Here is a 25,388-nt window from a genome sequence, read left to right on the forward strand (position 1 = left end):
CTGAAATCAACGACCGGGCCAGAGCGATTGCGACATTCGCGCGCAGATTGGCGACCAAAATGCTGGCATTTGTTCCGCATTCGTTCTATTCTGGCGCGATGAGCCTGCCGCCCCCCGATCCCAAGCTGCGCCTGAAGGCGCGCGGCGCCGCCGCCAACCCGGACGGCCGGTTCGAGCGTGAGCGCCGCGCGGCCGAACATGACGGCTGGGACATCCCCGAGGATGCGCGGCTGTTGCGCACCGAAATCACGCTGGAAAACCCGCGCCGGATCATCACCCGCAACGACAGCCCGGATGTGCCGTTCGACCGCTCGATCAACCCCTATCGCGGCTGCGAACATGGCTGCATCTATTGCTTCGCGCGGCCCAGCCACAGCTATCTGGGGCTGTCGCCGGGCTTGGACTTTGAAACCCGGCTGACCGCCAAGCCGCAGGCCGCCGAACGGCTGGCGGCGGAATTGCGCGCGCCCAGCTACAAGGTCGCGGTGATGGCGATGGGCACCAATACCGACCCCTATCAGCCGATCGAGCGCGACCAGGCCATCACCCGCCGGATCCTGACGGTGCTGTCGGATTTCAACCATCCGGTCGCCATGGTGACGCGCGGCGCGACGATCCTGCGCGATCTGGATCTGTGGGCCAGCCTGGCGTCGCGCGGTCTGGCAACGGTCGGGGTCAGCATCACCACGCTGGATGCCGATCTCGCCCGCGCGCTGGAGCCGCGCGCCCCCAGCCCCGCCACCCGGCTGCGGATGATCCGCGATCTTGCCGGGGCAGGGGTGCCGGTGCGGGTGATGGCCGCGCCGATGATCCCGGTGCTGACCGCGCATGAACTGGAAGCCATCCTGACCGCCGCGCGCGAGGCCGGGGCGACGGCGGCCAGCACGATCCCGATCCGCCTGCCGCATGAGGTCGCGCCGCTGTTTCGCGACTGGCTGGCCCGGCACCGCCCCGGCATGGCCGATCACGTCATGACCCGCATCAACGCGATCCGGGGCGGGCGCGACAATGATCCGCGCTTTGGCAGCCGGATGCGCGGCGAGGGGGTCGAGGCCGATCTGATGCGCGCCCGTTTCCAGATCGCCGCGCGCCGGCTGGGCTTTCCCGGCCACGCGCCCCTGCGCACCGACCTGTTCCGGGTGCCGCCCATGCCCGGCGATCAGTTGGACCTGTTCGCCCGCTAAGCGCCGGCGACAGGTGATGCCCACGGTTGACGCAGGCCGCGCGGCATGGCAACCGCAGGGCAACAAGGATGGCTGACATGAACCTGTTTTCCGACATTCGCACCCTGGTGACGGGCGCATTGGACCAGATGGTTGCCGAAGGCGCGCTGCCGCAAGGCCTGGATTTCACCGCCGTCGCGGTCGAGCCGCCGCGCGATCCGGCGCATGGCGACATGGCCACCAATGCCGCGATGGTGCTGGCCAAGCCCGCAGGCGCCAACCCGCGCGCCATTGCCGATGCACTGGTCGCGCATCTGGCAGCCGACCCGCGCATCGCCGGTGCCGAGGTCGCGGGGCCGGGCTTCATCAACCTGCGTCTGCGCGATGACGCCTGGTCGGGCGTGATCCGCGCCGCGCTGTCGCAGGGCCGGGATTTCGGCCGGTCCGACATGGGCGCGGGCAAGCGGGTCAACGTCGAATATGTCAGCGCCAACCCGACCGGCCCGATGCATGTGGGCCATACCCGTGGCGCGGTTTTCGGCGATGCGCTTGCCAGCCTCTTGGACTTCGCGGGCCATGACGTGACGCGCGAATACTATATCAACGACGGCGGCGCGCAGGTCGATGTGCTGGCGCGGTCCGCCTATGAACGCTACCGCGAGGCGAACGGGCTGGAACCCCAGATCGCCGAGGGGCTTTACCCCGGCGACTATCTGATCTCGGTCGGGCAGGCGCTGAAGGACCGCTTCGGCGACAGCCTGATCGACCAGCCGGAATCTGTCTGGCTGGCCGAGATCCGCCAGATCGCGACCGACGCGATGATGGCGATGATCCGCGACGACCTGGCGCTGCTGGGCGTGAAAATGGACGTCTATTCATCGGAAAAGGCGCTTTACGGCACCGGCCGGATCGAGGATGCCATCACCCGCCTGCGCGGCATGGATCTGATCTATGAAGGCGTGCTGGAACCGCCGAAAGGCAAGCTGCCCGAGGATTGGGAGGAACGCGAACAGACGCTGTTCCGCTCGACCGCGCATGGCGACGATCAGGACCGCCCGGTGCAGAAGTCTGACGGGTCGTGGACCTATTTCGCGCCCGACATCGCCTATCACTGGGACAAGATCGACCGTGGCTTTGACCAGTTGATCGACGTGTTCGGGGCCGATCACGGCGGTTACGTCAAGCGCATGAAGGCCGCCGTCAGCGCGCTGTCGGATGGCCGCGTGCCGCTGGATGTCAAGCTGATCCAGCTTGTGAAGCTGTTCAAGAATGGCGAACCCTTCAAGATGTCGAAACGCGCGGGCACCTTTGTCACGCTGCGCGATGTGGTCGACATGGCCGGGGCCGATGTGACCCGCTTCATCATGCTGACGCGCAAGAATGATGCGGCGCTGGATTTCGACTTCGACAAGGTGCTGGAACAGTCCAAGGACAATCCGGTGTTCTATGTGCAATACGCCCATGCGCGCGTGGCCTCGGTGCTGCGCAAGGCGCGCGACGCCGGGATCGCTGTCGATGACACGACGCTGGCGGGGGCTGACCTGTCGGGCCTGACCCATCCGGCCGAACTGACGCTGGCACGCAAGATCGCCGAATGGCCGCGTCTGGTCGAGATCGCGGCCCGCGCGCATGAGCCGCACCGCATCGCCTTTTACCTATATGAACTGGCCTCGGATCTGCACGGGTTGTGGAACCGTGGCCATGACGAACCCGCCCTTCGCTTTGTGCAAGAGGGCAACACCCCGGCCACCCAGTCGAAAATCGCACTGGCGCGTGCCACGGGCGTTGTCATTTCGGCGGGATTGGGTATCTTGGGCGTGACTCCGGCCGAAGAGATGCGCTGACAAGGCCACCGCCGGGGACACGAGCAGGAACCCTTCGGGACAGACAACCGGGACCAACCCGGCGATGAGGCAGGTATGGCAGTTCTTGATTTTCGCGGTGGCGGCGACGACCGTGGCTTTTCGCTGGCCGAACGGATGACCGGGCGCGTGTCGCGCATGGTCAATCTGGTGGGGGCGGTGACCTCGGTTCTGCTGATCCTCGCGCTTGCGGTCTGGGGTTACCGGCTGGTGATGCGCGATGTGACCGGCATTCCCGTCGTCAAGGCGCTGGAAGGCCCGGCGCGCACGGCACCCGATGATCCGGGCGGCACGCTGGCGCGCCATACCGGGCTGGCGGTGAATGCCGTCTCTGCCGATGCGCCGGTCGCGCCCGCCAATGACCCGCTGGTGCTGGCCCCCGCGCCGACTGCCCTGGCCGAGACCGACGCGACGATGGGCAGCATGGGCGCGACCGCCCGCGCGCCCAGCAACCCCACCCCCGAATCCGTGCTGCTGCCCCCCGAGGAGGCGCCGCGCCCGCTGACCGATGCCGAGATCGCGGCCCGCATGGCCGTGGCCCCGACCGATGGCCTGCCGCCCGCCGAGGAGGCGCCGGTGACCGAAGCCGTGGTGGCGACCGCCCCCCCGACCGAGGCCGAAGCCGCCGCCGAGGCCGAGGCCGCCGCAGCCCCCGCACCCGATCGCAGCGCCACCGATGCCGCTGTGATCGCCGCCATGTCGACCCCGCGCCCCGCGCCGCGCCCGGCCAACCGCTCGGCGGTCGCGCGTGACGGCGTGGTGCTGGCCTCCAACACCGCTGCCGCGACCGCGCCCACCCCGGCCCCGGCCGTGCGCGCCGAGGCAAAGCCAGCCGAGGCCGCGCCCGCGCCGAAAGCCGCCGCGCCGGCATCGGGCACCCAACTGGCCCAGATCGGCGCCTTCGACAACGAAGACCAGGCCCGCAAGCAATGGGCGCGCGTCAGCGCCAAATACGGCGGGCTGATGGCCGGGAAAGAACCCGTCCTGCAAACCACCACCGTCAATGGCCGCAACTTCGTGCGCCTGCGCGTGACCGGTTTCGGTGACAGCGCCGAGGCCCGGAAGTTCTGTTCGGAACTGTCGGCGGGCGGCACCGACTGCATCCTCGCCAAGGCGAAGTGACATGGCGGGCGCGGCGATCCTGGGGCTGCAGGCGCTGCGCCCGACCCGTGACGAGGCGCGGCTGTTTGCGGATGCCGACCCTTTCGGCTTCATCCTGTTTGCCCGCAATATCGACACGCCCGATCAGGTGCGCGCGCTCTGTGCCGATCTGCGCGATGCGGTCGGGCGCGACGCGCCGATCCTGATCGATCAAGAGGGGGGGCGCGTCCAGCGCCTGCGCGCGCCGCAATGGCGCGAATGGTTGCCGCCGCTGGCTCAGGTAGAAAGCTGCGCCGATCCGCAGGCGATGTGGCTGCGCTATCGGCTGATCGCGGCGGAGCTGCGCGATCTTGGGATCGATACCAACTGCGCGCCGACGCTGGATCTGGCCGGGCCGGACACCCATCCGTTCCTGCGTAACCGCTGCTTTGGGTCAGACCCCGCCACGGTGATCGCGCAGGGCCGCGCCTGCGCCGAGGGGCTGCTGGCGGGCGGCGTTCTGCCGGTGATGAAGCACATGCCCGGCCATGGCCGCGCGGTGACCGACAGCCACATGTCGCTGCCCACCGTCACCGCCAATCTGGACGCGCTGACGGATGCCGACTTCGCCCCCTTCGCCGCCTTGGCCGATCTGCCGATGGGCATGACGGCCCATATCCGCTTTGCCGCGATCGACGATGCGCCCGCCACCCAGTCGCCGACGCTGATCGGGCTGATCCGCGACCGCATCGGCTTTGACGGCCTCTTGATGTCGGATGATCTGTCGATGGAGGCGCTGAGCGGCACGGTCGGGCAGCGCGCGGCGGCCTCGGTCGCGGCGGGTTGCGATGTGGCGCTGTATGGCAAGGGCGAATTTGCGGATTCCGTCGCCGTCGCCAATGCGGCGGGCAGCCTGTCGGGCGATGCCCTGCGGCGCGCCGATCAGGCCCTGGCGGCCCGCATGGATCCCGAACCGGTTGACTTGGCCGATCTGGCCGCCCAATTTGCGGACCGGATGCAACCGGGGGCGTAATGGCCGATCTGTTCGAGGAGGACCGCCGCGAGGCGGTCTCGGCCCGGCTTGAGGCCGAGGCGCTGATCGTCGATGTCGACGGTTTTGAAGGCCCGCTGGACCTGCTCTTGACCCTCTCGCGCGTGCAAAAGGTCGATCTGCGGCGGGTCTCGATCCTGCAACTGGCCGAACAATATCTGACCTTTGTCGAACGCGCCCGCGCGCTGCGCATCGAACTGGCCGCCGATTATCTGGTGATGGCGGCGTGGCTGGCCTATCTGAAATCGCGCCTGCTGCTGCCCCCCGACCCCGAGGCCGAAGGCCCGTCCGCCGAGGATCTGGCCGCGCATCTGGCCTTCCAGCTGGAACGGCTCGCCGCCATGCGCGAGGCTGCGGCCCGGCTGATGAACCGCCCGCGGCTGGGCCAGGACCGCTTTCCGCGCGGCATTCCCGAAGGGGTCGAGCGGGTGCGCAGCGTCCGTTGGGGCGCCAGCCTCTTGGACCTGATGCAGGCCTATGCCCGCATCCGCACCCGCGACGATTTCCGCCCCTATGCCTTTGATCGCCGCGACGTGCTGAGCATGGAACAGGCGCTGGAACGGATGCGCGGCATGTTGGGCACCGCCGCCGGTTGGCTTGACCTGTCGGCCTGGCTGCCCGAGGGCTGGCTGATGGACCCCGCGCGCCGGCGATCCGCGACGGCGGCGACCTTTGCGGCCTCGCTGGAAATGGTCAAGCAGGGCCAGATCGACATTCGCCAATCCGACACTTTCGCCCCCATCTCGATCCGGGCCAGACAATGACCGATGACCTGACCGAAGACGCCCCGCTGTTCCCGACCCCGCCCCTGGCGGAACAGGAGCGCATGGTCGAAGCGATGCTGTTTGCCAGTGCCGAACCGGTGACGCTGGCCGACATGGCCGCGCGGATGCCGCATGGCTGCGACCCGGCTGCCGCGCTTGCCACGCTGACCCGCCGCTATGACGGGCGCGGCGTGCAGATCGCGCGGGTGGGCGACGCTTACGCCCTGCGCACCGCCCCCGATCTTGGCTTTCTGATGCGGCGCGAGGTGAGCGAGCAGCGCAAGCTGTCACGCGCCGCGATCGAGACGCTGGCCATCATCGCCTATCACCAGCCCGTCACCCGCGCCGAGATCGAAGAGATCCGCGGCGTGCAGGTGTCGCGCGGCACCATCGATCAGCTTCTGGAACTGGAATGGATCCGGCTGGGACGGCGGCGGATGACGCCCGGCCGCCCCGTCACCTTTGTCGTGACCGAGGGCTTTCTGGACCATTTCGGCCTGGAAACCGCCCGCGACCTGCCCGGCATCAAGGAATTGCGCGCGGCGGGCCTTTTGGACAGCCGCCGCCTGGGCGATGATGGCGAGGATGCCGAGGCGGGTGAAACCGAAACTGGCCAGCCCGAGTTGTTCGACAGCGAAGGAGGTGGCGAATGAACAGCAATCAACTGATGCGGATGCTGTCGCGCATGGCGATGGCCAGCCTGATGTCGGTCGGCATTCCCCGGCTGGTCGATTGGTGGGCGCGCCGGTCGAACCCCGACCGCGACCCGAACCGCCCGCTGACCCCCGAGGAACAGAAACGCGCCGCCGATGCGCAGGTGATGGCCAAGCGCGCCCGCGACATTGCCCGGCTGACCCGGCGGCTGGGTCGCTAAGCGGCGGCGCGCAACCGCCAGACGAATTGACGCAGGCCCCGTTTTCGGCTAGGGGCGGTGCAGCCTGCATCCGGCAGGCACAGGCGGGGCGCCCGATTTCGCGTCCCATGACCGGGCGGCACCCGCCCCCTTCTCTGGACGCTGATGACCAAGTTTTCCGATCTCAAACTCGACCCGCGCGTGCTGTCGGCTGTTGCCGAAGCCGGTTACGAAACCCCGACCCCGATCCAGGCTGGCGCCATCCCGCCCGCGCTTGAGGGGCGTGACGTGCTGGGCATTGCCCAGACCGGCACCGGCAAGACCGCCAGCTTTACCCTGCCGATGATCACGCTCTTGGCCAAGGGGCGGGCGCGGGCGCGGATGCCGCGGTCGCTGGTTTTGTGCCCCACCCGCGAACTGGCCGCGCAAGTCGCGGAAAACTTTGACATCTATGCCAAGAACACCAAGCTGACCAAGGCCCTGCTGATCGGCGGCGTCAGTTTTGGCGAACAGGACAAGCTGATCGACCGTGGCGTCGATGTGCTGATCGCCACGCCCGGCCGCCTGCTGGACCATTTCGAGCGCGGCAAACTGTTGCTGACCGGCGTGCAGATCATGGTCGTGGACGAAGCCGACCGGATGCTGGACATGGGCTTCATCCCCGATATCGAGCGTATCTTCCAGTTGACCCCCTTCACCCGGCAGACGCTGTTCTTTTCGGCCACGATGGCGCCGGAAATCGAACGCATCACCGACACCTTCCTGCACACGCCCGAACGGATCGAGGTGGCGCGCCAGGCCACGACCTCGGACACGATCAGCCAGAACCTGTTGTTCTTCACGCCCACCCGCAAGGATCAAAGCGCCAAGCAAAAGCGCGAATTGATGCGCGCCATCATCGACGCCGAGGGCGAGGCCTGCACCAACGCCATCATCTTCTGCAACCGCAAGACCGAGGTGGATATCGTCGCGAAATCGCTGAAGGCGCATGGGCTGAACGCCGCGCCGATCCACGGCGATCTGGATCAAAGCCAGCGGATGAAGACGCTGGACGGGTTCCGTGATGGCAGCCTGCGGTTCCTGGTCGCCTCCGACGTGGCGGCGCGGGGGCTGGACATTCCGGCGGTCAGCCATGTGTTCAATTTCGACGTTCCCAGCCATGCCGAGGATTACGTCCACCGCATCGGTCGCACCGGTCGGGCAGGGCGCAAGGGCACGGCCTATACCATCGCCACGCCGTCGGATGACAAATATCTGGCCGCGATCGAGGGGCTGATCAAGAACCCGATCCCGCGCGTCGAGCCGCCCGAGGGCTTCAGCTTTTCCGCCGCCGCTCAGGGCGCGCCGAAAAAATACGACGACGATCCGCGCCGCGCCCCGCGTGGCCGCAAGACCGACAAGCCGCGCCCGATTGCCGAACATGGCCAGGTGGCGGCCCTTGCCCCGGTCGAGGCCGGAAGCCGCGCCGCAACCGAGGATGAGGCCGCAGCCCGCACGGATGCGCGCCCCGCGCGCGAGGAACGCCGTCGCCGTGGCGACCGCAAGGGGGGCGGCAAGGACGCCGCCCGCCGCGATGAGGCCGCCGTTGATGACCGCAGCGCCGCCCGCCCGGAACCCGCGGCGGAACCCCGCGAGGAGCCGCGCCGCGATGACCGCCGTGAGGACCGCCGTGAGGATCGCCGCGAAGACCGCCGTGAGGATCGGCGTGACCGCCGCGATGACCGCCGCGACCGGCGCGACCGCGATGACCGCTCGGTCGTGGGCCTGGGCGATCATATCCCCGACTTCCTGACGCGCAGCTTCCGCCCGGGCTACACCACGCCCGACACCGGTGCCGATACCGCCAGCGAGGCCCCCGAAAGCCCCGCGCAGGATTGACCTCCTGCGCGGCAGCGGCGCCCGGAATGGTGTGTCACGCGCCGCTGATGATCGGCTGATCGCGCGGCGGCCCGACCCGCCGCGCCGCCGCATCCCCATTCCGCCCCTTGATCGCAGGACGCGCGCGGCCTAAAGCCCCCGCAAAGGAGCCTCCGCCATGTCCCAGCATCAACGCCTTCTGATCATCGATTTCGGCAGTCAGGTCACGCAGCTGATCGCCCGCCGCCTGCGCGAGCTGCGGATCTATTGCGAGATTCAGCCCTATCAAAGCGTCACCGATGCCAGCCTGGCGGCCTTTGCCCCGCAGGCGGTGATCCTGTCGGGCGGCCCCGACAGCGTCACCCGCGAGGGCAGCCCGCGCGCGCCCGACAGCCTCTGGACCATGGGCCTGCCGATCTTCGGCATCTGCTACGGCCAGCAGGTGATGATGGAGCAGTTGGGCGGCAAGGTCGAAGCGGGCCATCACGCCGAATATGGCCGCGCCTTCGTCAGCCCGGCAGAGGGCCATACCGGCGACAGCATCTTCGCGGGCCTGTTCACCGAAGGCCGCGAACAGGTCTGGATGAGCCACGGCGACCGCGTGACGCGCCTGGCCCCCGGCTTCACCGTCATCGGCACCAGCCCGAACGCGCCTTACGCGATGGTGGCTGACGAGGCCCGGCGCTTCTACGCCGTGCAATTCCACCCCGAGGTCCACCACACGCCGAACGGCGCGACCATGCTGGAAAACTTCACCCGCATGGCCGGTTTCACCGGCGACTGGACCATGGCCAGCTACAAGGATGAGGCGATCCGCAAGATCCGCGAACAGGTTGGCGACCGCCGGGTGATCTGCGGCCTGTCGGGCGGGGTCGACAGTTCGGTGGCCGCCGTGCTGATCCATGAGGCGATCGGTGACCAGCTCACCTGCGTTTTCGTCGACCACGGCCTGATGCGCCTGAACGAGGCCGATGAAGTCGTCACCATGTTCCGTGACGCCTATAACATCCCGCTGGTCCATGCCGAGGAATCCGACCTGTTCATCGGCGCGCTGGAAGGCGTCAGCGACCCCGAAGTCAAGCGCAAGACCATCGGCAAGCTGTTCATCGACGTGTTCCAGCGCGAGGCCAGCAAGATTGAGGGCGCCGAGTTCCTGGCCCAAGGCACGCTCTACCCCGATGTGATCGAAAGCGTGTCGTTCAGCGGCGGCCCCTCGGTCACGATCAAGTCCCACCACAATGTCGGCGGCCTGCCCGAGAAGATGGGGCTGAAACTGGTCGAACCCCTGCGCGAACTGTTCAAGGATGAGGTCCGCGCCTTGGGGCGCGAACTGGGCCTGCCTGACGCTTTCATCGGCCGCCACCCGTTCCCCGGCCCCGGCCTTGCCATCCGCTGCCCCGGCGAGATTACACGCGAAAAACTGGACATCCTGCGCCGCGCCGATGCCGTCTATATCGACCAGATCCGCAAACACGGGCTTTACGACGATATCTGGCAGGCGTTCGTGGCGATCCTGCCGGTGAAAACCGTGGGCGTGATGGGCGACGGGCGCACCTATGATTACGCCTGCGCGCTGCGCGCCGTCACCAGCGTCGATGGCATGACCGCGGATTACTATCCCTTCACCCACGACTTCCTGGGCGAAACCGCGACCCGTATCATCAATGAGGTCAAGGGCATCAACCGGGTGACCTATGACATCACCTCGAAACCGCCGGGCACGATCGAATGGGAGTGACCGCGCCGCGCTGATATGGCCGCGCGACTGCCCCTTCTTTCTTGCCCAAATACGCAAAAGGGGCGCCCACCACCGGGCGCCCCTTGTCCATGTCAGCGCGATCAGTTGCGCGCGGCGGTCTGCAACAGATCGGTGATCCGGCGCACGGCGGCGCGGCGGTTGGCGCGGATGTCGCCTTCCTCGCGCACCTTCAGGAACTGCTCGCCATAGCCCTGCACCACCATGTTTTCCGGCGGGATCGCGAAATATTCGGTCAGCGCCAAAGCCACCGATTCCGCGCGGCGATCCGACAGGGCAAGGTTGTTGGCCGCGCGGCCCACGGTGTCGGTATGGCCCTCGATCAGGAACATCTCGCGCGGGTTGGCCTTGATGCGCTCCTGGATGGCGCCGCCCAGCAGCGCCAGGGCGCGGGCCTGGTCGGGCTTGATCGCCGCCGATCCGGTGTCAAAGGTCACCGCCTCGATCTCGACCGGGGCGACCAAGGCGCGCACCTCGGGGATGTTGCGGACCTGGTTCAGGGTGAAGGTCCGGTCGATCGCGGCCTCACGCGCCAAGGCGTCACGCACCGCGGCCTCGTCCCAGGTGCCGGCGGGCGGCACATAGGCGGGGGCGGGGGCGGGCAGCAGGCTGACCTTGACCGGCTGCACGGCGGTGTCGTCGATCAGCGCGATCTCGGTGCCATCGGGCATCACCCGCACCCGCTTCAGCACGCGCAATTCGGCGTCGCGGATGGTGACAACGCGGCTGCCATCCTCGCGCTGCACGATGGTCCGGGTCGAGCCGTCATTGAAGGTCTCGGTGCGCACATCCGAACCGGGCTGGAACAGCAACACGTTGTCATCCTTGATGACTTCCTGGCTGCCATCGGGGCGGGTGACGATCACCCGGTCGCCGGTGTTCAACGAGACCTTGCGGTTGTTCGACAGGATCGCGCCCACGGCGAGGGCGCCCAGACCGGCGATGGCCAGCTTGTCGATGGCGTCCAGGCCGCCGCGTTCGGCAGCCGGTTGCGCCTGCGCTTCCGCCGCCTGACGCGCGGCCTCGGCCACCGACAGCTCGAAATCTTCGGACGAGGCGCGCGCCGCGCCTTCGGCAACTTTCACATCGCTGACCTCGACGCCCTCGACCGGTGCGGCATCGGTCACCGCAAGGGCCTCCAGCGCGGCGGCGATCGGGGCCTCATCGGCCTCGGCGGCGGCTTGCGCGGATTCGGTCAGCAGCGCCAGCGATTCCGGCTGGGTCGCCGGGTCGGCCAGCAACGCGGGATCTTTGCCTTCGGCCTCAAGCTGGGCGGCCAGATCGGTCACCGTCGCCTCGGCGCGGGCTTCGGGCGTGTCGGCGGTGGCCTGGTCGGGCGCATCCGTGCCGGGCTGTTCGGCGGCAAGCGCGGCGGCCAGATCTGCGGCCGTGGGCGCGCCTTCAGCGGGCTGATCGGTGGCGGGAACGGGCTCGACCGGCGCGGCAGCCGGGGCCGGGGCCTCGCCGGTCACGGCGGGGGCAGGCTCGGCGGCGGGGGCCTCGGGCGCAGCTTCCGTCGGGGCCTCGGCCACGGCGGGATCGACCGGGGCAGGGCTTGCGGCCTCGACCTGAGCCACGGCCTCCTGGCGCGCGGCATCGGACTTCGCGGCCCGTTCGGCGGCCTTGGCCTCGACCGCGGCGGCGGCCTCGGTCGCACGGGCTTCGGCTTCAGCGGCGGCGGCTTCCACGGCGGCGGCCTCGGCCTTGGCGGCTTCGGCTGCGGCGCGGGCCTGCTCTTCGGCGGCGCGCGCGGCTTCGGCCTCGGCTTCGGCCTGGGCGGTCGCCTCGGCGCTTTCCGTGGCGGCGGTTGCCTCGGCGGCCATCGCGGCCTCCGAGGCGCGCGCGGCCTCGGCCTCGGCTGCGGCTTCGGCCTCGGCGGCAACTTCGGCCGCGGCGACGGCCTCAACCGATTTGTCCTCGGCCTCGACGGCGGCTTCCTTTGCCGCTTCGGTGGCCACGGCGGTTTCCTGCGCGGCCTCGGCGGCCTCATGCACCGGGGTGCGGCCGGTCAGCGCGACGGCCGCCTCTTGCCGGTCCTTGGGCAACAGCACGAATGTGCCGTTTTCCGCGACCGCGACGGCAATGCCCGCCGGCGTCACAAGCGGCACATCGGCGGCGCAGGGCGCAGGCGCTGCATCGGCGCAGGCCAGCATATCGGGCGTCAGCCCGGCGGCCAGTTCGGTGGTCAGTGCCGCCGACAGCTCGGGCTGGGCGCGGGCCTCGGTCGCGTTCATCGTCGCGGCGGTGTCGCCGTCGATCACCACCGGCGCCTCTTGCGCATGGGCGATCTGGCCGAAGGTCGGAACCATCAGCGACAGGCTGGCCAGCAGCGCGGTGGTGGTGCGGGGCGCAGGGATCAGGCGGCGGGGCATCGGCAACTCCTCGTCGAAAGGCAATGGGTTACGGGTTCAACGCTGCCCGGTGCGATTGCGTTCCCGCAAGCAACAGCGTCGTGATTGACGCAGCCGTGTTCGGCTTGCCCCGGCGGGGGGGCGCGGCTAAACCGGGGCAAAAGGGGGCGCGCGATGATCATTCTGGCAGGACTTCTGATCGGTGCGATCGTGGGCGCAACCCGTGCCCGCAGGCTGCGCGGCACCGGCGCCGATGTGGCGCAATATGCCATCGCCCATGCCATCGCTTTCGCGCTGATCGGCGTCGGCGTGACCGTGCTGATCGACCGTCTGGCGGGCTGACCCGATGTTCACGCGCTTTCTGGACAGCCTGCGCCGCCATCAGGTGCCGGTCAGCCTGCGCGAATATCTGGTGTTCCTTGAGGGACTGTCAAAGGGTGTCGTAGCCTTTGACATCGACGGCTTTTACCATTTCGCCCGCGCCGCGATGGTCAAGGACGAACGCCACATTGACCGTTTTGACCGCGCCTTTGCCGAAAGTTTCGCAGGCGTCGAGGCGATACCCGATGCCGCCATCCTGAACGCCATCGACCTGCCCGAGGACTGGCTGCGCCGCCTGGCCGAACGCCAGATGTCCGAGGCTGACAAGGCCGAGGTGCAGGCGCTTGGCGGCTTTGACAAGCTGATCGAGACCCTGAAACAGCGGCTTGCCGAACAGAAGGGCCGCCATCAGGGCGGGTCGAAATGGATCGGCACCGCCGGCACCAGCCCCTTTGGCGCCTATGGCTACAACCCCGAGGGGGTGCGGATCGGCCAGCACGAATCCCGCCACCGCCGCGCCGTCAAGGTCTGGGATCAGCGCGCCTTTCGCGATTTCGACGACAGCGTGGAACTGGGCACCCGCAACATCAAGGTCGCGCTGAAGCGGCTGCGGGCCTGGGCGCGGCACGGCGCGGCCGAGGAGCTGGACCTGGACGGCACCATCCGCGCCACCGCCGATCACGGCTATCTGGATGTCGTCACCCGGCCCGAACGTCACAACGCCGTCAAGGTGGTGCTGTTCATGGATGTCGGCGGCTCGATGGACGACCATATCCGGGTGATGGATGAACTGTTCAGCGCCGCGCGGGCCGAGTTCAAGCACCTGGAACATTTCTATTTCCACAACTGCCTTTACGATTTCGTCTGGAAGGACAACCGCCGCAGACAGACCGAACGCATTTCCACCTGGGATGTGATCCACCGCTACGGCGCTGATTACAAATGCATTTTCGTGGGCGATGCGGCGATGTCGCCCTATGAGGTGGCGATGCGCGGCGGGGCCAGCGAATACTGGAATGACGAACCTGGCGCGGTCTGGCTGGGCCGGGCCTGCGCGCAATGGCCCGATCACGTCTGGCTGAACCCGGTGGCCGAAAACCACTGGCCCTTCACCCAGTCGACCGCGATGATCCAGCAGATCTTCCCCGAACGGATGATGCCGATGACGCTTGCGGGCTTGGGCCGCGCGATGAAGCTGCTGGGATGATCCGCGATCTCGCGCGGCGCCAGCCCGTCGCCTTTGTGGCCTTTGTGCTGGCGGTTGCGGTCGCGCTGTTCTTTGGCTGACGGCTGATCGACCGGGCGATCTATTGGTCGGACCCCGCCAATATCCATCAGCCGCCCGCGGGCTGGATGACGCCCGGCTATGTCGAACGATGCTGGCATCTGCCGCCGCACAGCCTGGTTGACGTGCTGGCGCCGCGCCCCGAACCCGGTGCCGGCAAAGGCCGCACCCTGGCCGGCGGAGGCAGAGGGCATCCCGCTGGCCGAACTGCTGGACCGGCTGAACGCCCGGCTGGCGCAGGAGACCACCCGCGATCCGGAGCGCGCGCCATGACCGACAGCCTGCTGGCGCTGCTGCCCGTCCGGGGGCCGTGGCTGGTGGGGCTGGCCACGGTCCTGTCCTGCCCGGGGCTGCCGGTGCCGTCCTCGCTGGTGCTGATCGGGGCGGGGGCCTTTGTCGGCTCAGGCGATCTGGGGCTGGCGCAGATCGCGGGCGCGGCCCTGACCGGCTATGTAATCGCCGATCAGGCGGCGTTCAGTCTGTGCCGCAACGCGCGCGCGCCATGTTGGCGGCGCGCGGCTGGCTGGCGGTGTTCCTGTCCCGCTGGCCGTTCAGCCCGGTCGCGCCCCGGGATGACCTATGCCGCCGCCGCCGCGGGCTTTCGTCGCGGGCGCTTCACCTTGGCCAGCCTTGCCGGCGCGGCGATCTGGGTCGGGGCCTATCTGGCGCTTGGCCATGTGTGTGGCAACAATCTTCAGGCGGCGGCCGATCTGGCCGGGTCGGCCCTGGGGCTGGTCGCGGCGCTTGCGGCGGTGATCGGGCCTGGCTGGTGGCTGCTGCAGGCGGCGCGGTCGAAAAACGGCGACTGATGCGGCGTCAGGGCGATTGACCCCGGCCCGCCGATCCCCCACATCAGGGTCATGATGCTGAAACTTCTGCCCATTCTGCTGATGATCGGCTACGGCCTGGTGATCTGGCTGACCTCGGCCTGGCGGCTGCGCGCGGAACTTGATGCGCGCTCGACCCCGCTGGATCATCCCGGCCTGCGCCCGGTTCTGGCCGATCTGGCGCGCGCGCTTGGTGTTGAGCGGCTGCCCGTGCATGTCTATGAGGTCGCCCCCGTCAATGGCCTGGCCGCGCCCGATGGCCGGGTGTTCCTGACTCGCGGCTTTCTGGATCATTTCGACATGGGCCGCGTCACCGCGCCGGAACTGGCCAGCGTCATCGCGCATGAGCTGGGCCATGTCAGCCTGGGCCATGCGCGGCGGCGGATGATCGACTTCACCGGCCAGAACGCGATCCGCATCCTGCTGGGCGGGCTGCTGGGGCGCATCCTGCCGGGCGTCGGCGTCTGGATCGCCAATCTGGCGGCCTCGGCCGTGGCCGCGCGGCTGTCGCGCGATGATGAATATGCCGCCGACCGCTTCGCCAGTGCGCTGATGATCCGCGCCGGGCTGGGCACGCAACCGCAAAAGGCGCTGTTTGGCAAGCTGGCGGCGCTGACCGGGGGCGGGGTGGGGGCAGGGCCTGCCTGGCTGGCCAGCCATCCGCCCCATCCCCGCCGCATCGCCGCGATCGAGGCAAATGAGGCCCGCTGGGCTGCCACCCCCGCCGCGCCACGCTAAGCGCAGCCCCTTTCCCCCGGCCCGCCAATGGGTTAGCTTGACGCTTGTGCAGTGGTGAAAGGATCAGGCGATGCGGCGGCGGGTGTTCTATATCCCCGGCTATGACCCGATCCCGCCGCGCCGCTACCGCGAACTTTACCGCAAGGAAGGCGCCGATCAGGCCGCGATCTCGGGCTATGAGCTGACGACCGCGCCCTGGAAGCCGCCCGCTGGCGGCTTTGGCTGGCGCGCCCGCACCCTGACCGAGGGACAGCCCGCCGAGGCCGAGATCGAGGTTCTGGTCTGGTCCGACATCGTTCAAGGCTCGATGGGGCGGTCGATCCTGGCGACCTATGGGCAATTGCTGCGCACTTCATGGGCCTATATCGGGTCGGGGGCGCTGTTCCGGCTGATGCGGCTGCGGCGCGGGCCGGTGATCGCGGCGCTTTATCCGATTGTGGCACTGGTGGTGCAACTTCTTCTGGCACTTGGCCTGGGGGCGCTGCTGGTCTGGGGCGCGAGCCTTTTGGGGCTGCCGCTCTGGGCCGGGCTGCCCTTCGGCGCGGGTCTGACCTGGGCGGTGCTGCGATGGTTTCAGGCCCATGATGGCCGGTTCTTCGCCTATTACCTGATGCATGATTACGCCTATTCTGCCCGCTGGCTGGGGGCCACGCCGCCCGATCTGGCCGCCCGGCAGCGCGACTTTGCCGACCGCATCCATGCCGCGCTGACCGATCCGACCTATGATGAGGTGCTGGTCGTCGGCCATTCATCCGGCGTGCATATCGGGGTCGAGGTGTTGGCCGATCTGACCGCCCGTCTGGGCGTGCCGGACGCCGCGCGGCTGGGGTTTCTGCCGCTGGGGCAGGTGGTGCCGATGGTCAGCTTTCTGCCGCAGGCCCGCAGCCTGCGCCGCCACTTGGCCGATCTGTCGCGCCGCCGCGATCTGACATGGATCGACGTGACCGCGCCCGGCGATGGCGCGGCCTTTGCCTTGTGCGATCCGGTCGCCGTCACCGGCGTCGCGCCGCCCGATCAGTGCTGGCCCCTGATCCTGTCGGCGGCCTATTCGCAAACCCTGTCACCCGCGCGGCAGGCGGCGATCAAATGGCGGTTCTTCCGCCGACATATCCAGTATCTGTGCGCCTTTGACCGGCCCGATTGGTATGACTATTTCCAGATCACCGCCGGGCCGCTGACCCTGGCCGAGCGGTTCGCGGATCGCGCGCCCTCGAAAAGCCGCAAGACGCGGGCGGTCAATCGCCATCGGTCGATGACATGAGCCAGTGCCCACATCACCCGCCGAAACCTCCCGTGCGACAGGGCCGCGCCGGATTCTGGCGCTATCTGCGGCTGGTCCGGGCCGACCTTTTGTCGGCGCATCCGGCAAAGCTCTATCGCGCCTGGATGGCCGCCTTTCGCACGCCGTTCTTCCGGTCGTATCTGTGCAACGACCCCGCGCTGATCGATCTGGTGCTGAAGGAACGACCCGGCGATTTCCCCAAATCCGACCGCCTGCGCGAGGGGCTGGAGCCGCTTTTGGGGCAGTCGGTCTTTGTCACCAATGGCGATCAATGGGCCGCGCAGCGCCGCATCATCGACCCGGCGTTCGAGGGCGGGCGGCTGCGCGATGTGTTCCCGGCGATCTGGGCGGCAAGCCTTGCGATGATCGACCGGCTGTCGGCGCGGAGCCGCACCGCGCTGGACATCGAACCCGAGGCCAGCCACGCCGCCGCCGATGTGATCTTTCGCACGCTGTTTTCGATCCCCATTCAGGACGGTCTTGCGGCGCAGGTGTTCGACGCCTTCCGCCGCCATCAGCGCGCCGCACCGATCGTCAATCTGGCGGCACTGCTGCCGCTGCCCCGCTGGCTGCCGCGCCCGCATTCGCGCGCAACCCGCGCCACGGCCGCCGAGATCCGCGCCCTGATCACCCGGCTGACCGATGACCGGATGGCCGCGATCCGCGCAGGCACCGCGCCCGACGATCTGGCCACCAAGATCATGACCACGCCCGACCCGCAGACCGGGCGCTGCTTTGAGGCCGCCGAAATGGTCGATCAGGTGGCGATCTTCTTTCTGGCAGGGCATGAGACATCGGCCAGTGCGCTCGCCTGGGCCTTGTGGCTGCTGGCCGACAGCCCCGAGTGGCAGGATCGCGTCGCGGATGAGGCGCGGCGCGAGATCGGCGCGGACACCCCCGACATTGGCCTGATCGGGCGGCTGCCCACGGCCCGCGCGGTGTTCCGCGAGGCGCTGCGGCTGTATCCGCCGGTGCCGATGATGGTGCGCCAGACCACCCGCCCCGAGCGTCTGCGCGACCGCGACGTCGCGCCGGGTGCGCAGATCGTGCTGTCGCCCTGGCATCTGCATCGCCACGAACGGATCTGGGATGATCCCGATGCCTTCGATCCGGGCCGCTTTGCCACCGACAACGGCCGCGAGGGGCTGCGCCGCGCCTTCATCCCGTTCTCGGCCGGGCCGCGCGTCTGCCCCGGCGCGGGCTTTGCGATGATCGAGGGGCCGCTGATGCTGGCCCTGATCGCGCGCGCCTTTTGGATCGACACGGTGCCGGGCCGCCGCCCCGAGCCGGTCGCCTATCTGACGGTGCGCGGGCGCGACGGGATCTGGCTGCGGCTGACCCCGCGCGCGTGACGCAAAAACGCCCCGATCATCGACCGGGGCGTCAGGTGAGGCGCTGCTTGTGGGGCAGGGCGATCAGACCGCCAGATGCGCATCCTCTGGCCCGGCATCGGCGGCATCGGTGATGTCCTGCCGCGCCGGCGGCTTGCGCGACTTGCGGGGTTTGGGCGCGCTGCCGGGGGCTGCGTGCTTGTCCATGAACTCCAGCACCAGCGGGCGGATGTTCAGCCGCCACGACTTGCCCGCGAAGATCCCGTAATGGCCCGCACCCGGTTCCAGATGCTGCGCCTTTTTCGCATCGGGCACGCCCGATGCCAGCTTCAGCGCCGCAACGCATTGACCGGGCGCGGAAATATCGTCATTCGCGCCCTCGATCGTCATGATCGCGGTACGGTCGATCTTTGTGATGTCGACCGGCTTGCCATCGACGGTAAAGCTGTTTTGCGCGATTTCCAGCCGCTTGAAGATGCGGTCGACGGTCGACAGATAGAACTCGGCCGTCATGTCCATCACCGCCAGATATTCATCATAAAAGCGGTTGTGCTTGTCGCCTTCGGTGCCCGCCCCGGTCGCCTCGGCATAGATCTTGTCGGCAAAGGCCTTGGCGTGGTTTTCGGCATTCATCGCCATGAAGCTGGCAAGCTGCGCCAGACCCGGATAGACCATCCGCCCCGCGCCGCGATATTTGAAGCCGACCTGCTGGATGACCAGATGTTCCAACTGGCCCATGGTCATGCGGTTGCCGAACTCGGTCACTTCGGTGGCGGCGGCATCGGGATCGACCGGGCCGCCGATCAGGAACAGCGACAGCGGCTGTTGGTCGGGGGTTTCCTCGGCAATGATCGCGGTCGCGGCCAGCGTCAGCGGCGCGGGCTGGCAGACCGCGATCACATGCAGATCGGGGCCAAGATGGCGCATGAACTCGACCAGATAGGCGGTGTAATCCTCGATGTCGAACTTGCCTTTCGACACCGGAATGTCGCGGGCATTGTGCCAATCGGTGATGTAGACGTCGCAATCGGGCAGCAGGCTGGCGACGGTTGACCGCAACAGCGTGGCATAATGGCCCGACATCGGCGCGACGATCAGCACCTGCCGGGCCATCGCCTCGCGCCGGGCGACGCGGAAATGGATCAGATCGCCAAAGGGCTTTTCCATCACTTTGTCGACATAGACCAGATGATCCTGGCCGGTCTCGCCCGCGATCGAATGAATCTCCCAGTCGGGCTTGATGACCATGCGCGCGAAGCTGCGTTCGGTGACGCGCCCCCAGGCCGACATCACCTTGAACATCGGATGCGGGACCAACCCCCAGACCGGATACGAGGCCATGGCGCGGGCCGATGCCCCCATCCATTCGTTCGTGTTGCGGATCGTCTCCATCAGGTCGTAAGAGATCAGACCCTTCATGCCCCTCATCATTTTCAGCGCTCTCCGGTTTTTTTCTGGGTGGGCTGTTGCGCCTTGTCGGTTGCGTCCTGCCGCCCTTATGCTGGTGATGCAGATTAGGGGGGATCAGCGGTCATGACAACAAGACAGCGAAAGGATTCGGGCGCCAAGGCGCGGTCGGGCGCAAGAAAATTGCGCGAAAAACCCGCCGCGGATCAGCCAAAGGTTGAAACCGCCCCCCCGCCGGTTGCCAAGGCGGCCAAGCCCGCGCCCAAGGCGACTGACCGGCCGGTCACGCAAAGCCCCGCTGATTCTGCGCCGCAGAATAACCCGCAACCAGAGGGTGCGATCAGCGCCACCCTGGCCGAAAACCTCGAGCGGATCGAGGCGCTGACCCAGCGGCTTGTCGGGGCGCTGTCGCAGCGCAAGATGCCCGAGCCCGCGCTGGAGGGGCCGGGGGCGGATTTCTATCTTCAGACCGGACAGGCGCTGATGAAGGCCTGGGCGACCCATCCCGCCCGGCTGATCGAGACGCAGATCAAGTTCTGGGGCCAGTCGCTTGGTCATTACATCGAGGCCCAGCAGGCGCTGATGCGTGGCCCGCTGAAGGCGCCGGACGATCCCGGCCCCGCCGATCCGCGGTTCAAGAACCCGCTGTGGGACAGCCACCCCTTTTTCAACGCCGTCAAGCGCCAGTATCAGATCGCCGTCGCCGCGATCGAGGAGAACCTGGCCGAGATCCTGCCTGCGGTCGACGACCCCGCAGCCGCCCGCCGCCTGCGCTATTTCACCCGCCAGATCATCGACATGATGGCGCCCACGAACTTTCTGGCGACCAATCCCGACGCGCTGGAACGCGCCGTCGAGACCGAGGGCGAAAGCCTGGTCAAGGGGCTGGAAAACCTGGTCGATGACATCGTGACCAACAAGGGCGAACTGCTGGTCACGCTGTCGGATCGGTCGGCCTTTCAGGTCGGCCAGAACATCGGCGCGACGCCCGGATCGGTGGTCTATCGCAACGAATTGTTCGAGCTGATCCAGTATGCGCCGACCACCGAAACGGTCCACGCCGTGCCCTTGCTGATCTTTCCGCCCTGGATCAACAAGTTCTACATCATGGATCTGAAGCCGCAGAACAGCCTGATCAAATGGATCGTCGATCAGGGCTTCACGCTGTTCGTGGTGTCGTGGAAGAACCCCGGTCCCAGCTATGCCCATGTGAAACTTGAGGATTACGTCGCCCATGGTTATCTGCGCGCCATCGACACGGTGAAAACCATCACCGGCCAGCCGCAGGTGAATGCGGTGGGCTATTGCATCGCCGGCACCACTTTGTCGCTGACGCTGGCGCTTTTGGACAAGACCGGCGACACCTCGGTGAAATCGGCCACCTTCTTCACCACGCTGACCGATTTTTCCGACCAGGGTGAGTTCACGACCTTCCTGCAGGACGATTTCGTTGACGGGATCGAGGCGCATGTGAAGCGCGACGGCATCCTTCAGGGCACGATCATGCAGCGCACCATGTCGTTCCTGCGCGCCAATGATCTGGTCTATAAACCTGCCATCCGCAGCTATATGATGGGCGAGGCGCCGCCGGCCTTTGACCTTCTGTTCTGGAACGGCGACGGCACCAACCTGCCGGGGCAGATGACCATCGATTATCTGCGCGGCCTGTGCCAGGCCAATGCCTTTGCGGAGGCGAGCTTCCCGGTGCTGGGCCATCAGGTCAGCCTGTCGGGCGTCAGGGTGCCCTTGATGGCCATCGGCTGTGAGACCGACCATATCGCGCCTGCCCGCGACAGTTTCCGGGGCGTGGCGCAGATGGGATCGGATGACAAGACCTTCATCCTGTCGGAATCCGGCCATATCGCGGGGATCGTGAACCCGCCCGGCAAGATCAAATACGGCCATTACACATCCGACGCGCCGATCAGCGATTTCGCCGCCTGGCGGCAGGCCGCGACCCGGCACGAAGGATCATGGTGGCCGCGGTGGCGCGACTGGATCGCGCCGCGGTCGGGCGATCAGGTGGCGGCGCGGGTGCCCGGTTCGGTCAAGGGTTTCCCGGTCCTGGCCGCCGCGCCCGGCACCTATGTGGTCGAGAAAGACCCTGAATGACAGGGCCGGGGGCGCCGAACCGCGCGGTTCGATGTTTTTTGCTGCGGTGCAGCATGAGCGGGGTTGTAATGCTGCACTGCGGCATCTATATTCGCCTTATCACCCGCGCATGTCCCCTCTGATGGGCCTCGTGCGCAGAACCCACCGCAGGAGATGACCCAATGACCAAAGCCGCCGATTTCACCAAGCCGATGCAGGACATGCTGGCCTCGTTCAACGTTGACACCTCGTCCTTCCAGGACGCCTTCAAGACCCAGGCCCAACTGGGTGAGAAGATGACCAAGGTCGCGCTGGACGCCGCTGAAAAATCGACCGAAATCAGCGCCAAATGGGCCAAGGAAACGCTGACCAAGCTGGGCAAGCTGGCGGAATCGAAGGAAGAACCCGCCGACTACGCCAAAGCGATGAGCGAGTTCGCCTCGGCCACCGCCGAAATGGCCGCCGAACATATGTCGGCTTTCGCTGAAGTCGCCAAGAAGGTTCAGATGGACACCGTCGAGCTGATGCTGTCGGCCGGCAAGGAAATGTCGCAGGACGCGCAGGCTGCCATGAAAAAGGCCAGCAAGGACGTGGCCGACGCGACCAAGAAGGCGACCGCCAACCTGAAGTAAGGTTGCCGCGACGTGAACGGAAAGGGCAGGCCCGCGCGGCCTGCCCTTTTTATTTTGCATTTGCGAAATCCCCGCCTAATCTGATCGCCAGCCGGGCGCAGTCGCCCGCAAGGTGAAAGGGGTTCGACATGGCGGCCAGTTCGGGGGATGCGGGTCAGGCGCCGCTGTTGATCAAGCGCTATGCCAGCCGCAGGCTGTATAACACCGAAACCAGCGATTATGTGACGCTTGAGGACATCGCCGCCTTCATCCGCGCGGGCCGTCAGGTGCAGATCGTCGATCTGAAATCGGGCGACGACCTGACGCGGCAATATCTGTTGCAGATCATCGCCGAACACGAAAGCCGCGGCGAAAGCGTGCTGCCGATCGACGTGCTGACCGATCTGGTGCGCAGCTACACCACCCAGGCGCAATCGGTGGTGCCGCAATTCCTGGCCGCCAGCTTTGAAATGCTGCGCGAAGGCCAGTCGAAGATGATGGAAAATCTGGGGGCTTTCCCGAACCCCATGGCCTCGATGCCGGGGTTCGAGGCGATGCAGCGCCAGCAGCAGGCGTTTCTGCGCTCGATGATGGCGGGCTGGGGGGTGCCGGGCGCCAGTTCCGGCCCCGCGCCGGATGACGATCCGCCCAGCCCGCGAACCGACGCCGACCGCGACGACCTGGCCGAGATGAAGCGCCAGCTTGCCGCGCTTCAGGACAAGCTGTCGAAACTGTAACCGCATGACGTTACGTCGCGCCGGCCGCGCTTGACCCAAGGTCATGCTTCGGCGCGCATTCGTCCTGACCCTATCCTGACTGAACGCATCAGTTTCGGGGAGGGAACGGCGTGGCACTTTTCAACTATCGCAATCTGTCGGCGCAGGCGGCGCTGGATCTGGCTGTTCTCAGTCACAAGCTGGCGACGGCGGCGGCGATGCCGTCGATCGGCGGCGTCAATGTGGGCGCGGTTCTGGATGCAGGCATCGGCGCGCTGCCGCCCGGCACGCTGGATGGCAGCAACGGGACGCTGCCCTGGCCCTCGGGCTGGTCGGGTCTGGGCGTCGCCGATCTGGGCCTGCCCGCCGATCTGGCCGATGGCATGGGCTATATCAAGATCGAAAGCCCGCTGACCGGCTTTGCCGAATCCGGGCCGCAGGTGCGGGTGGCGGTCGAACGCGACAGCGCGGGGCAGGTGGTGCGGATGGCCTTGTCCTATGCCGGCACCAACTCGCCCGTCGATCTGCCCGATTACTTCCAGCTGAACGAAGACACCATTGCCCCCAAGCTGGAACCGGTGCTGGCCGCCGTGCGCGCCTATGCCGAAAGCCATGGGCTGACCGGGGCCGATGTCGTCGTGACCGGCTACAGCCTGGGCGGCGGCATGGTGAACATCCAGTCGCGCTTTGCCGATACGCTGGCGGGCGGGTTCTTTGCCGACAGCAGCTATGTCGGCCATGCCTCGCCGGTGATCGACGCGTCGGGGCGGGTGATGAACCTTGGCTATGAAAACGACGTGGTGTTCCGCCTGATCGGTGACAAGCCCGACCTTGCCAGCGCGGCGGCGGCGGGCGGGGTGGGGCTGGTCAATCCCGATTACGACCTGGCCCATGCCACCGACAATGTAATCCTGTTCGACGGCATCTATGGCACCGGCGCCTTTGATCTGGGCGGCTTTGGCCTGCTGAACCTGGCGGGCTGGTCGGGCCATCTGGGCGGCATGGCCACCGACGCCATCGGCCGCATCGGCGCATCGGCCTTTTACGATCTGATGGAGGAGGACAGCGCGGTCATCATCTCGAACCTCGGCGCGGCGCTGCGCCCGACCACTTGGGTCGAGGATCGCGCCACCGCCGTCACCAGCCACCGGGGCGAGCCGGCCTTTCTGATCGGCACGGCATACGCCGATCTGATCCGCGACGGGGCCTCGAACGACTATATCGACGCGGGCGCGGGCGACGACGTGATCCGCGTTTCGACCGGGGTGAACCGGGTCGAGGGCGGGGCGGGCACCGACACTTTGCGGCTGGGCGGCTGGCATACCGACTGGTCGGTCTATCGTCTGGGCGACGGCACGCTGGCCTTCGATCGCAAGGACGGCACCGGGCTGACGCTGGCCACCGGCATCGAGCGCGTTGATTTTGAAGGACTTTCCGCAGGCAACAGCAGCGTCATCAACTGGCCCTATTCGGTGCAGGCCGACCGTCTGGAGGATGAACACTGGTCGCCCTTCGAATGGGGCGACAACGATGTGGCCTATGGCCGCGCGACCGAGGGCACGGGTGGCGCCGACCGTCTGGCGGGCCGCGTGGTGTTCGGCCAAGGCGGCAATGACCTGGTGTCGGGCACATCGGGGCGCGACCTGCTGCATGGCGGGGCGGGCAATGACACGATCACTCTGGGCACATCCGGCGACCGGGGTTATGGCGGCGAGGGTCACGACCGCATCGTCAGCAGCGCCGGCGGCGTGCGCCTGAACGGGGGCCTGGGCGATGACACCTTTGTCTTTACCGCCGCCGTGCGCGGTCAGGTGGTGATCGAGGATTTCGACGCCCTTGCCAATGGCAATGACCGGATCGAAATCGCCCGCAGCCATTTCAGCGATTGGGGCGGGGTGGCGGGCCGCATGGCGCAGGACGGCGATGATGTGGTCATTCGCGGCGATCTGATGACGATCCGCCTGACCCATACCGATCTGGGGCAGATCGGCGCCGACGATTTCCTGTTCACCTGAACGAACGGCCCCGCCCGGACGCGCCGG

The 25,388-nt window shown here is 67.5% G+C and carries 22 protein-coding genes; 20 read left to right on the top strand and 2 right to left on the bottom strand.

Annotated features, from left to right (window positions below; all coding sequences use genetic code 11):
* The first annotated feature begins 59 nt into the window (after positions 1–59).
* From ACEYYA_RS06830 to guaA, 9 genes are all read left to right on the top strand, one after another.
* Positions 60–1,184, top strand: coding sequence for a PA0069 family radical SAM protein (locus tag ACEYYA_RS06830; protein ID WP_374798922.1), 1,125 nt, complete (start codon positions 60–62; stop codon positions 1,182–1,184).
* Between the two features lie 77 nt (positions 1,185–1,261).
* Positions 1,262–3,007 carry an arginine--tRNA ligase gene (gene argS / locus ACEYYA_RS06835; RefSeq protein ID WP_374798924.1) on the top strand — a complete coding sequence of 582 codons (1,746 nt, stop codon included), beginning with the start codon at positions 1,262–1,264 and terminating at the stop codon, positions 3,005–3,007.
* A 75-nt stretch (positions 3,008–3,082) separates the two neighbouring features.
* Positions 3,083–4,147 carry an SPOR domain-containing protein gene (locus ACEYYA_RS06840; protein ID WP_374798926.1) on the top strand — a complete coding sequence of 355 codons (1,065 nt, stop codon included), beginning with the start codon at positions 3,083–3,085 and terminating at the stop codon, positions 4,145–4,147.
* A gap of 1 nt (position 4,148) precedes the next feature.
* Positions 4,149–5,138, top strand: coding sequence for a glycoside hydrolase family 3 N-terminal domain-containing protein (locus ACEYYA_RS06845; protein ID WP_374798928.1), 990 nt, complete (start codon positions 4,149–4,151; stop codon positions 5,136–5,138).
* Positions 5,138–5,920, top strand: coding sequence for a segregation and condensation protein A (locus ACEYYA_RS06850; RefSeq protein ID WP_374798930.1), 783 nt, complete (start codon positions 5,138–5,140; stop codon positions 5,918–5,920). Before ACEYYA_RS06845 ends, ACEYYA_RS06850 begins: the two co-directional genes overlap by 1 nt.
* Positions 5,917–6,573 carry an SMC-Scp complex subunit ScpB gene (scpB, locus tag ACEYYA_RS06855; protein ID WP_374798932.1) on the top strand — a complete coding sequence of 219 codons (657 nt, stop codon included), beginning with the start codon at positions 5,917–5,919 and terminating at the stop codon, positions 6,571–6,573. Before ACEYYA_RS06850 ends, scpB begins: the two co-directional genes overlap by 4 nt.
* Positions 6,570–6,794, top strand: a complete 225-nt coding sequence (locus ACEYYA_RS06860) for a hypothetical protein (protein WP_374798934.1) — start codon at positions 6,570–6,572, stop codon at positions 6,792–6,794. Before scpB ends, ACEYYA_RS06860 begins: the two co-directional genes overlap by 4 nt.
* Positions 6,795–6,938: 144 nt before the next feature.
* Complete coding sequence (locus ACEYYA_RS06865; RefSeq protein ID WP_374798936.1) at positions 6,939–8,651, top strand: DEAD/DEAH box helicase; 1,713 nt, start codon at positions 6,939–6,941, stop codon at positions 8,649–8,651.
* A gap of 157 nt (positions 8,652–8,808) precedes the next feature.
* Positions 8,809–10,368: a glutamine-hydrolyzing GMP synthase gene (gene guaA, locus ACEYYA_RS06870; protein WP_374798938.1), complete on the top strand. Its 1,560-nt coding sequence runs from the start codon at positions 8,809–8,811 to the stop codon at positions 10,366–10,368.
* 101 nt (positions 10,369–10,469) lie between these two features.
* Here guaA and ACEYYA_RS06875 read toward each other — a convergent pair whose 3' ends face one another.
* A complete protein-coding gene (locus ACEYYA_RS06875; RefSeq protein ID WP_374798940.1) occupies positions 10,470–12,758 on the bottom strand; it encodes an OmpA family protein in 2,289 nt (762 codons plus the stop codon).
* Positions 12,759–12,911: 153 nt separating this feature from the next.
* Here ACEYYA_RS06875 and ACEYYA_RS06880 point away from each other — a divergent pair, with 153 nt between their 5' ends.
* From ACEYYA_RS06880 to ACEYYA_RS06910, 7 genes are all read left to right on the top strand, one after another.
* Positions 12,912–13,079 carry an apolipoprotein acyltransferase gene (locus ACEYYA_RS06880; RefSeq protein WP_374798942.1) on the top strand — a complete coding sequence of 56 codons (168 nt, stop codon included), beginning with the start codon at positions 12,912–12,914 and terminating at the stop codon, positions 13,077–13,079.
* Between the two features lie 4 nt (positions 13,080–13,083).
* Positions 13,084–14,265, top strand: coding sequence for a vWA domain-containing protein (locus ACEYYA_RS06885; protein WP_374798944.1), 1,182 nt, complete (start codon positions 13,084–13,086; stop codon positions 14,263–14,265).
* A gap of 159 nt (positions 14,266–14,424) precedes the next feature.
* A complete protein-coding gene (locus ACEYYA_RS06890; RefSeq protein WP_374798946.1) occupies positions 14,425–14,616 on the top strand; it encodes a hypothetical protein in 192 nt (63 codons plus the stop codon).
* Positions 14,613–15,152: a DedA family protein gene (locus ACEYYA_RS06895; RefSeq protein WP_374798947.1), complete on the top strand. Its 540-nt coding sequence runs from the start codon at positions 14,613–14,615 to the stop codon at positions 15,150–15,152. The genes ACEYYA_RS06890 and ACEYYA_RS06895 overlap by 4 nt, the downstream gene beginning before the upstream one ends.
* A gap of 54 nt (positions 15,153–15,206) precedes the next feature.
* Positions 15,207–15,908 (top strand): M48 family metallopeptidase, encoded by a 702-nt coding sequence (locus ACEYYA_RS06900; RefSeq protein WP_374799126.1) that lies wholly within the window; start codon positions 15,207–15,209, stop codon positions 15,906–15,908.
* A gap of 70 nt (positions 15,909–15,978) precedes the next feature.
* Complete coding sequence (locus ACEYYA_RS06905; protein WP_374798949.1) at positions 15,979–17,169, top strand: hypothetical protein; 1,191 nt, start codon at positions 15,979–15,981, stop codon at positions 17,167–17,169.
* Positions 17,166–18,542: a cytochrome P450 gene (locus tag ACEYYA_RS06910; protein WP_374798951.1), complete on the top strand. Its 1,377-nt coding sequence runs from the start codon at positions 17,166–17,168 to the stop codon at positions 18,540–18,542. Before ACEYYA_RS06905 ends, ACEYYA_RS06910 begins: the two co-directional genes overlap by 4 nt.
* A 63-nt stretch (positions 18,543–18,605) precedes the next feature.
* Here the strand turns inward: ACEYYA_RS06910 and phaZ are convergent, their stop codons facing one another.
* Entirely contained in the window at positions 18,606–19,940 is a 1,335-nt protein-coding gene (phaZ, locus tag ACEYYA_RS06915) for a polyhydroxyalkanoate depolymerase (RefSeq protein ID WP_374798953.1), read from the bottom strand.
* A 114-nt stretch (positions 19,941–20,054) separates the two neighbouring features.
* On the opposite strand from phaZ, the gene phaC reads away from it, so the two are divergent.
* The 4 genes from phaC to ACEYYA_RS06935 all read left to right on the top strand — a co-directional run bounded on the left by phaC (position 20,055) and on the right by ACEYYA_RS06935 (position 25,361).
* Positions 20,055–22,040: a class I poly(R)-hydroxyalkanoic acid synthase gene (gene phaC, locus ACEYYA_RS06920; RefSeq protein WP_374798955.1), complete on the top strand. Its 1,986-nt coding sequence runs from the start codon at positions 20,055–20,057 to the stop codon at positions 22,038–22,040.
* Positions 22,041–22,201: 161 nt separating this feature from the next.
* Complete coding sequence (locus tag ACEYYA_RS06925; RefSeq protein ID WP_374798957.1) at positions 22,202–22,651, top strand: phasin family protein; 450 nt, start codon at positions 22,202–22,204, stop codon at positions 22,649–22,651.
* Positions 22,652–22,779: 128 nt separating this feature from the next.
* On the top strand, positions 22,780–23,367 hold the full coding sequence (gene phaR, locus ACEYYA_RS06930) for a polyhydroxyalkanoate synthesis repressor PhaR (protein ID WP_374798959.1): 588 nt from the start codon (positions 22,780–22,782) through the stop codon (positions 23,365–23,367).
* Between the two features lie 110 nt (positions 23,368–23,477).
* Entirely contained in the window at positions 23,478–25,361 is a 1,884-nt protein-coding gene (locus ACEYYA_RS06935; protein WP_374798961.1) for a calcium-binding protein, read from the top strand.
* Positions 25,362–25,388: the final 27 nt, after the last annotated feature.

The sequence above is a fragment of the Paracoccus zhouxuedongae genome (genome assembly GCF_041927815.1).
Classification (GTDB): Bacteria; Pseudomonadota; Alphaproteobacteria; order Rhodobacterales; family Rhodobacteraceae; genus Paracoccus.

Excerpts from the sequence above, each read along its gene's own strand:
- argS (WP_374798924.1), top strand. The coding sequence starts at position 1,262 with ATGAACCTGTTTTCCGACATTCGCACCCTGGTGACGGGCGCATTGGAC.
- ACEYYA_RS06900 (WP_374799126.1), top strand. The coding sequence starts at position 15,207 with ATGCTGAAACTTCTGCCCATTCTGCTGATGATCGGCTACGGCCTGGTG.
- phaR (WP_374798959.1), top strand. The coding sequence starts at position 22,780 with ATGGCGGCCAGTTCGGGGGATGCGGGTCAGGCGCCGCTGTTGATCAAG.
- ACEYYA_RS06850 (WP_374798930.1), top strand. The coding sequence starts at position 5,138 with ATGGCCGATCTGTTCGAGGAGGACCGCCGCGAGGCGGTCTCGGCCCGG.
- ACEYYA_RS06860 (WP_374798934.1), top strand. The coding sequence starts at position 6,570 with ATGAACAGCAATCAACTGATGCGGATGCTGTCGCGCATGGCGATGGCC.
- ACEYYA_RS06910 (WP_374798951.1), top strand. The coding sequence starts at position 17,166 with ATGAGCCAGTGCCCACATCACCCGCCGAAACCTCCCGTGCGACAGGGC.
- ACEYYA_RS06880 (WP_374798942.1), top strand. The coding sequence starts at position 12,912 with ATGATCATTCTGGCAGGACTTCTGATCGGTGCGATCGTGGGCGCAACC.
- phaC (WP_374798955.1), top strand. The coding sequence starts at position 20,055 with ATGACAACAAGACAGCGAAAGGATTCGGGCGCCAAGGCGCGGTCGGGC.
- ACEYYA_RS06875 (WP_374798940.1), bottom strand. The coding sequence starts at position 12,758 with ATGCCCCGCCGCCTGATCCCTGCGCCCCGCACCACCACCGCGCTGCTG.
- scpB (WP_374798932.1), top strand. The coding sequence starts at position 5,917 with ATGACCGATGACCTGACCGAAGACGCCCCGCTGTTCCCGACCCCGCCC.
- phaZ (WP_374798953.1), bottom strand. The coding sequence starts at position 19,940 with ATGAAGGGTCTGATCTCTTACGACCTGATGGAGACGATCCGCAACACG.
- ACEYYA_RS06840 (WP_374798926.1), top strand. The coding sequence starts at position 3,083 with ATGGCAGTTCTTGATTTTCGCGGTGGCGGCGACGACCGTGGCTTTTCG.
- ACEYYA_RS06905 (WP_374798949.1), top strand. The coding sequence starts at position 15,979 with ATGCGGCGGCGGGTGTTCTATATCCCCGGCTATGACCCGATCCCGCCG.
- ACEYYA_RS06845 (WP_374798928.1), top strand. The coding sequence starts at position 4,149 with ATGGCGGGCGCGGCGATCCTGGGGCTGCAGGCGCTGCGCCCGACCCGT.
- ACEYYA_RS06895 (WP_374798947.1), top strand. The coding sequence starts at position 14,613 with ATGACCGACAGCCTGCTGGCGCTGCTGCCCGTCCGGGGGCCGTGGCTG.
- ACEYYA_RS06830 (WP_374798922.1), top strand. The coding sequence starts at position 60 with ATGCTGGCATTTGTTCCGCATTCGTTCTATTCTGGCGCGATGAGCCTG.
- ACEYYA_RS06925 (WP_374798957.1), top strand. The coding sequence starts at position 22,202 with ATGACCAAAGCCGCCGATTTCACCAAGCCGATGCAGGACATGCTGGCC.
- ACEYYA_RS06890 (WP_374798946.1), top strand. The coding sequence starts at position 14,425 with ATGTCGAACGATGCTGGCATCTGCCGCCGCACAGCCTGGTTGACGTGC.
- ACEYYA_RS06865 (WP_374798936.1), top strand. The coding sequence starts at position 6,939 with ATGACCAAGTTTTCCGATCTCAAACTCGACCCGCGCGTGCTGTCGGCT.
- guaA (WP_374798938.1), top strand. The coding sequence starts at position 8,809 with ATGTCCCAGCATCAACGCCTTCTGATCATCGATTTCGGCAGTCAGGTC.
- ACEYYA_RS06885 (WP_374798944.1), top strand. The coding sequence starts at position 13,084 with ATGTTCACGCGCTTTCTGGACAGCCTGCGCCGCCATCAGGTGCCGGTC.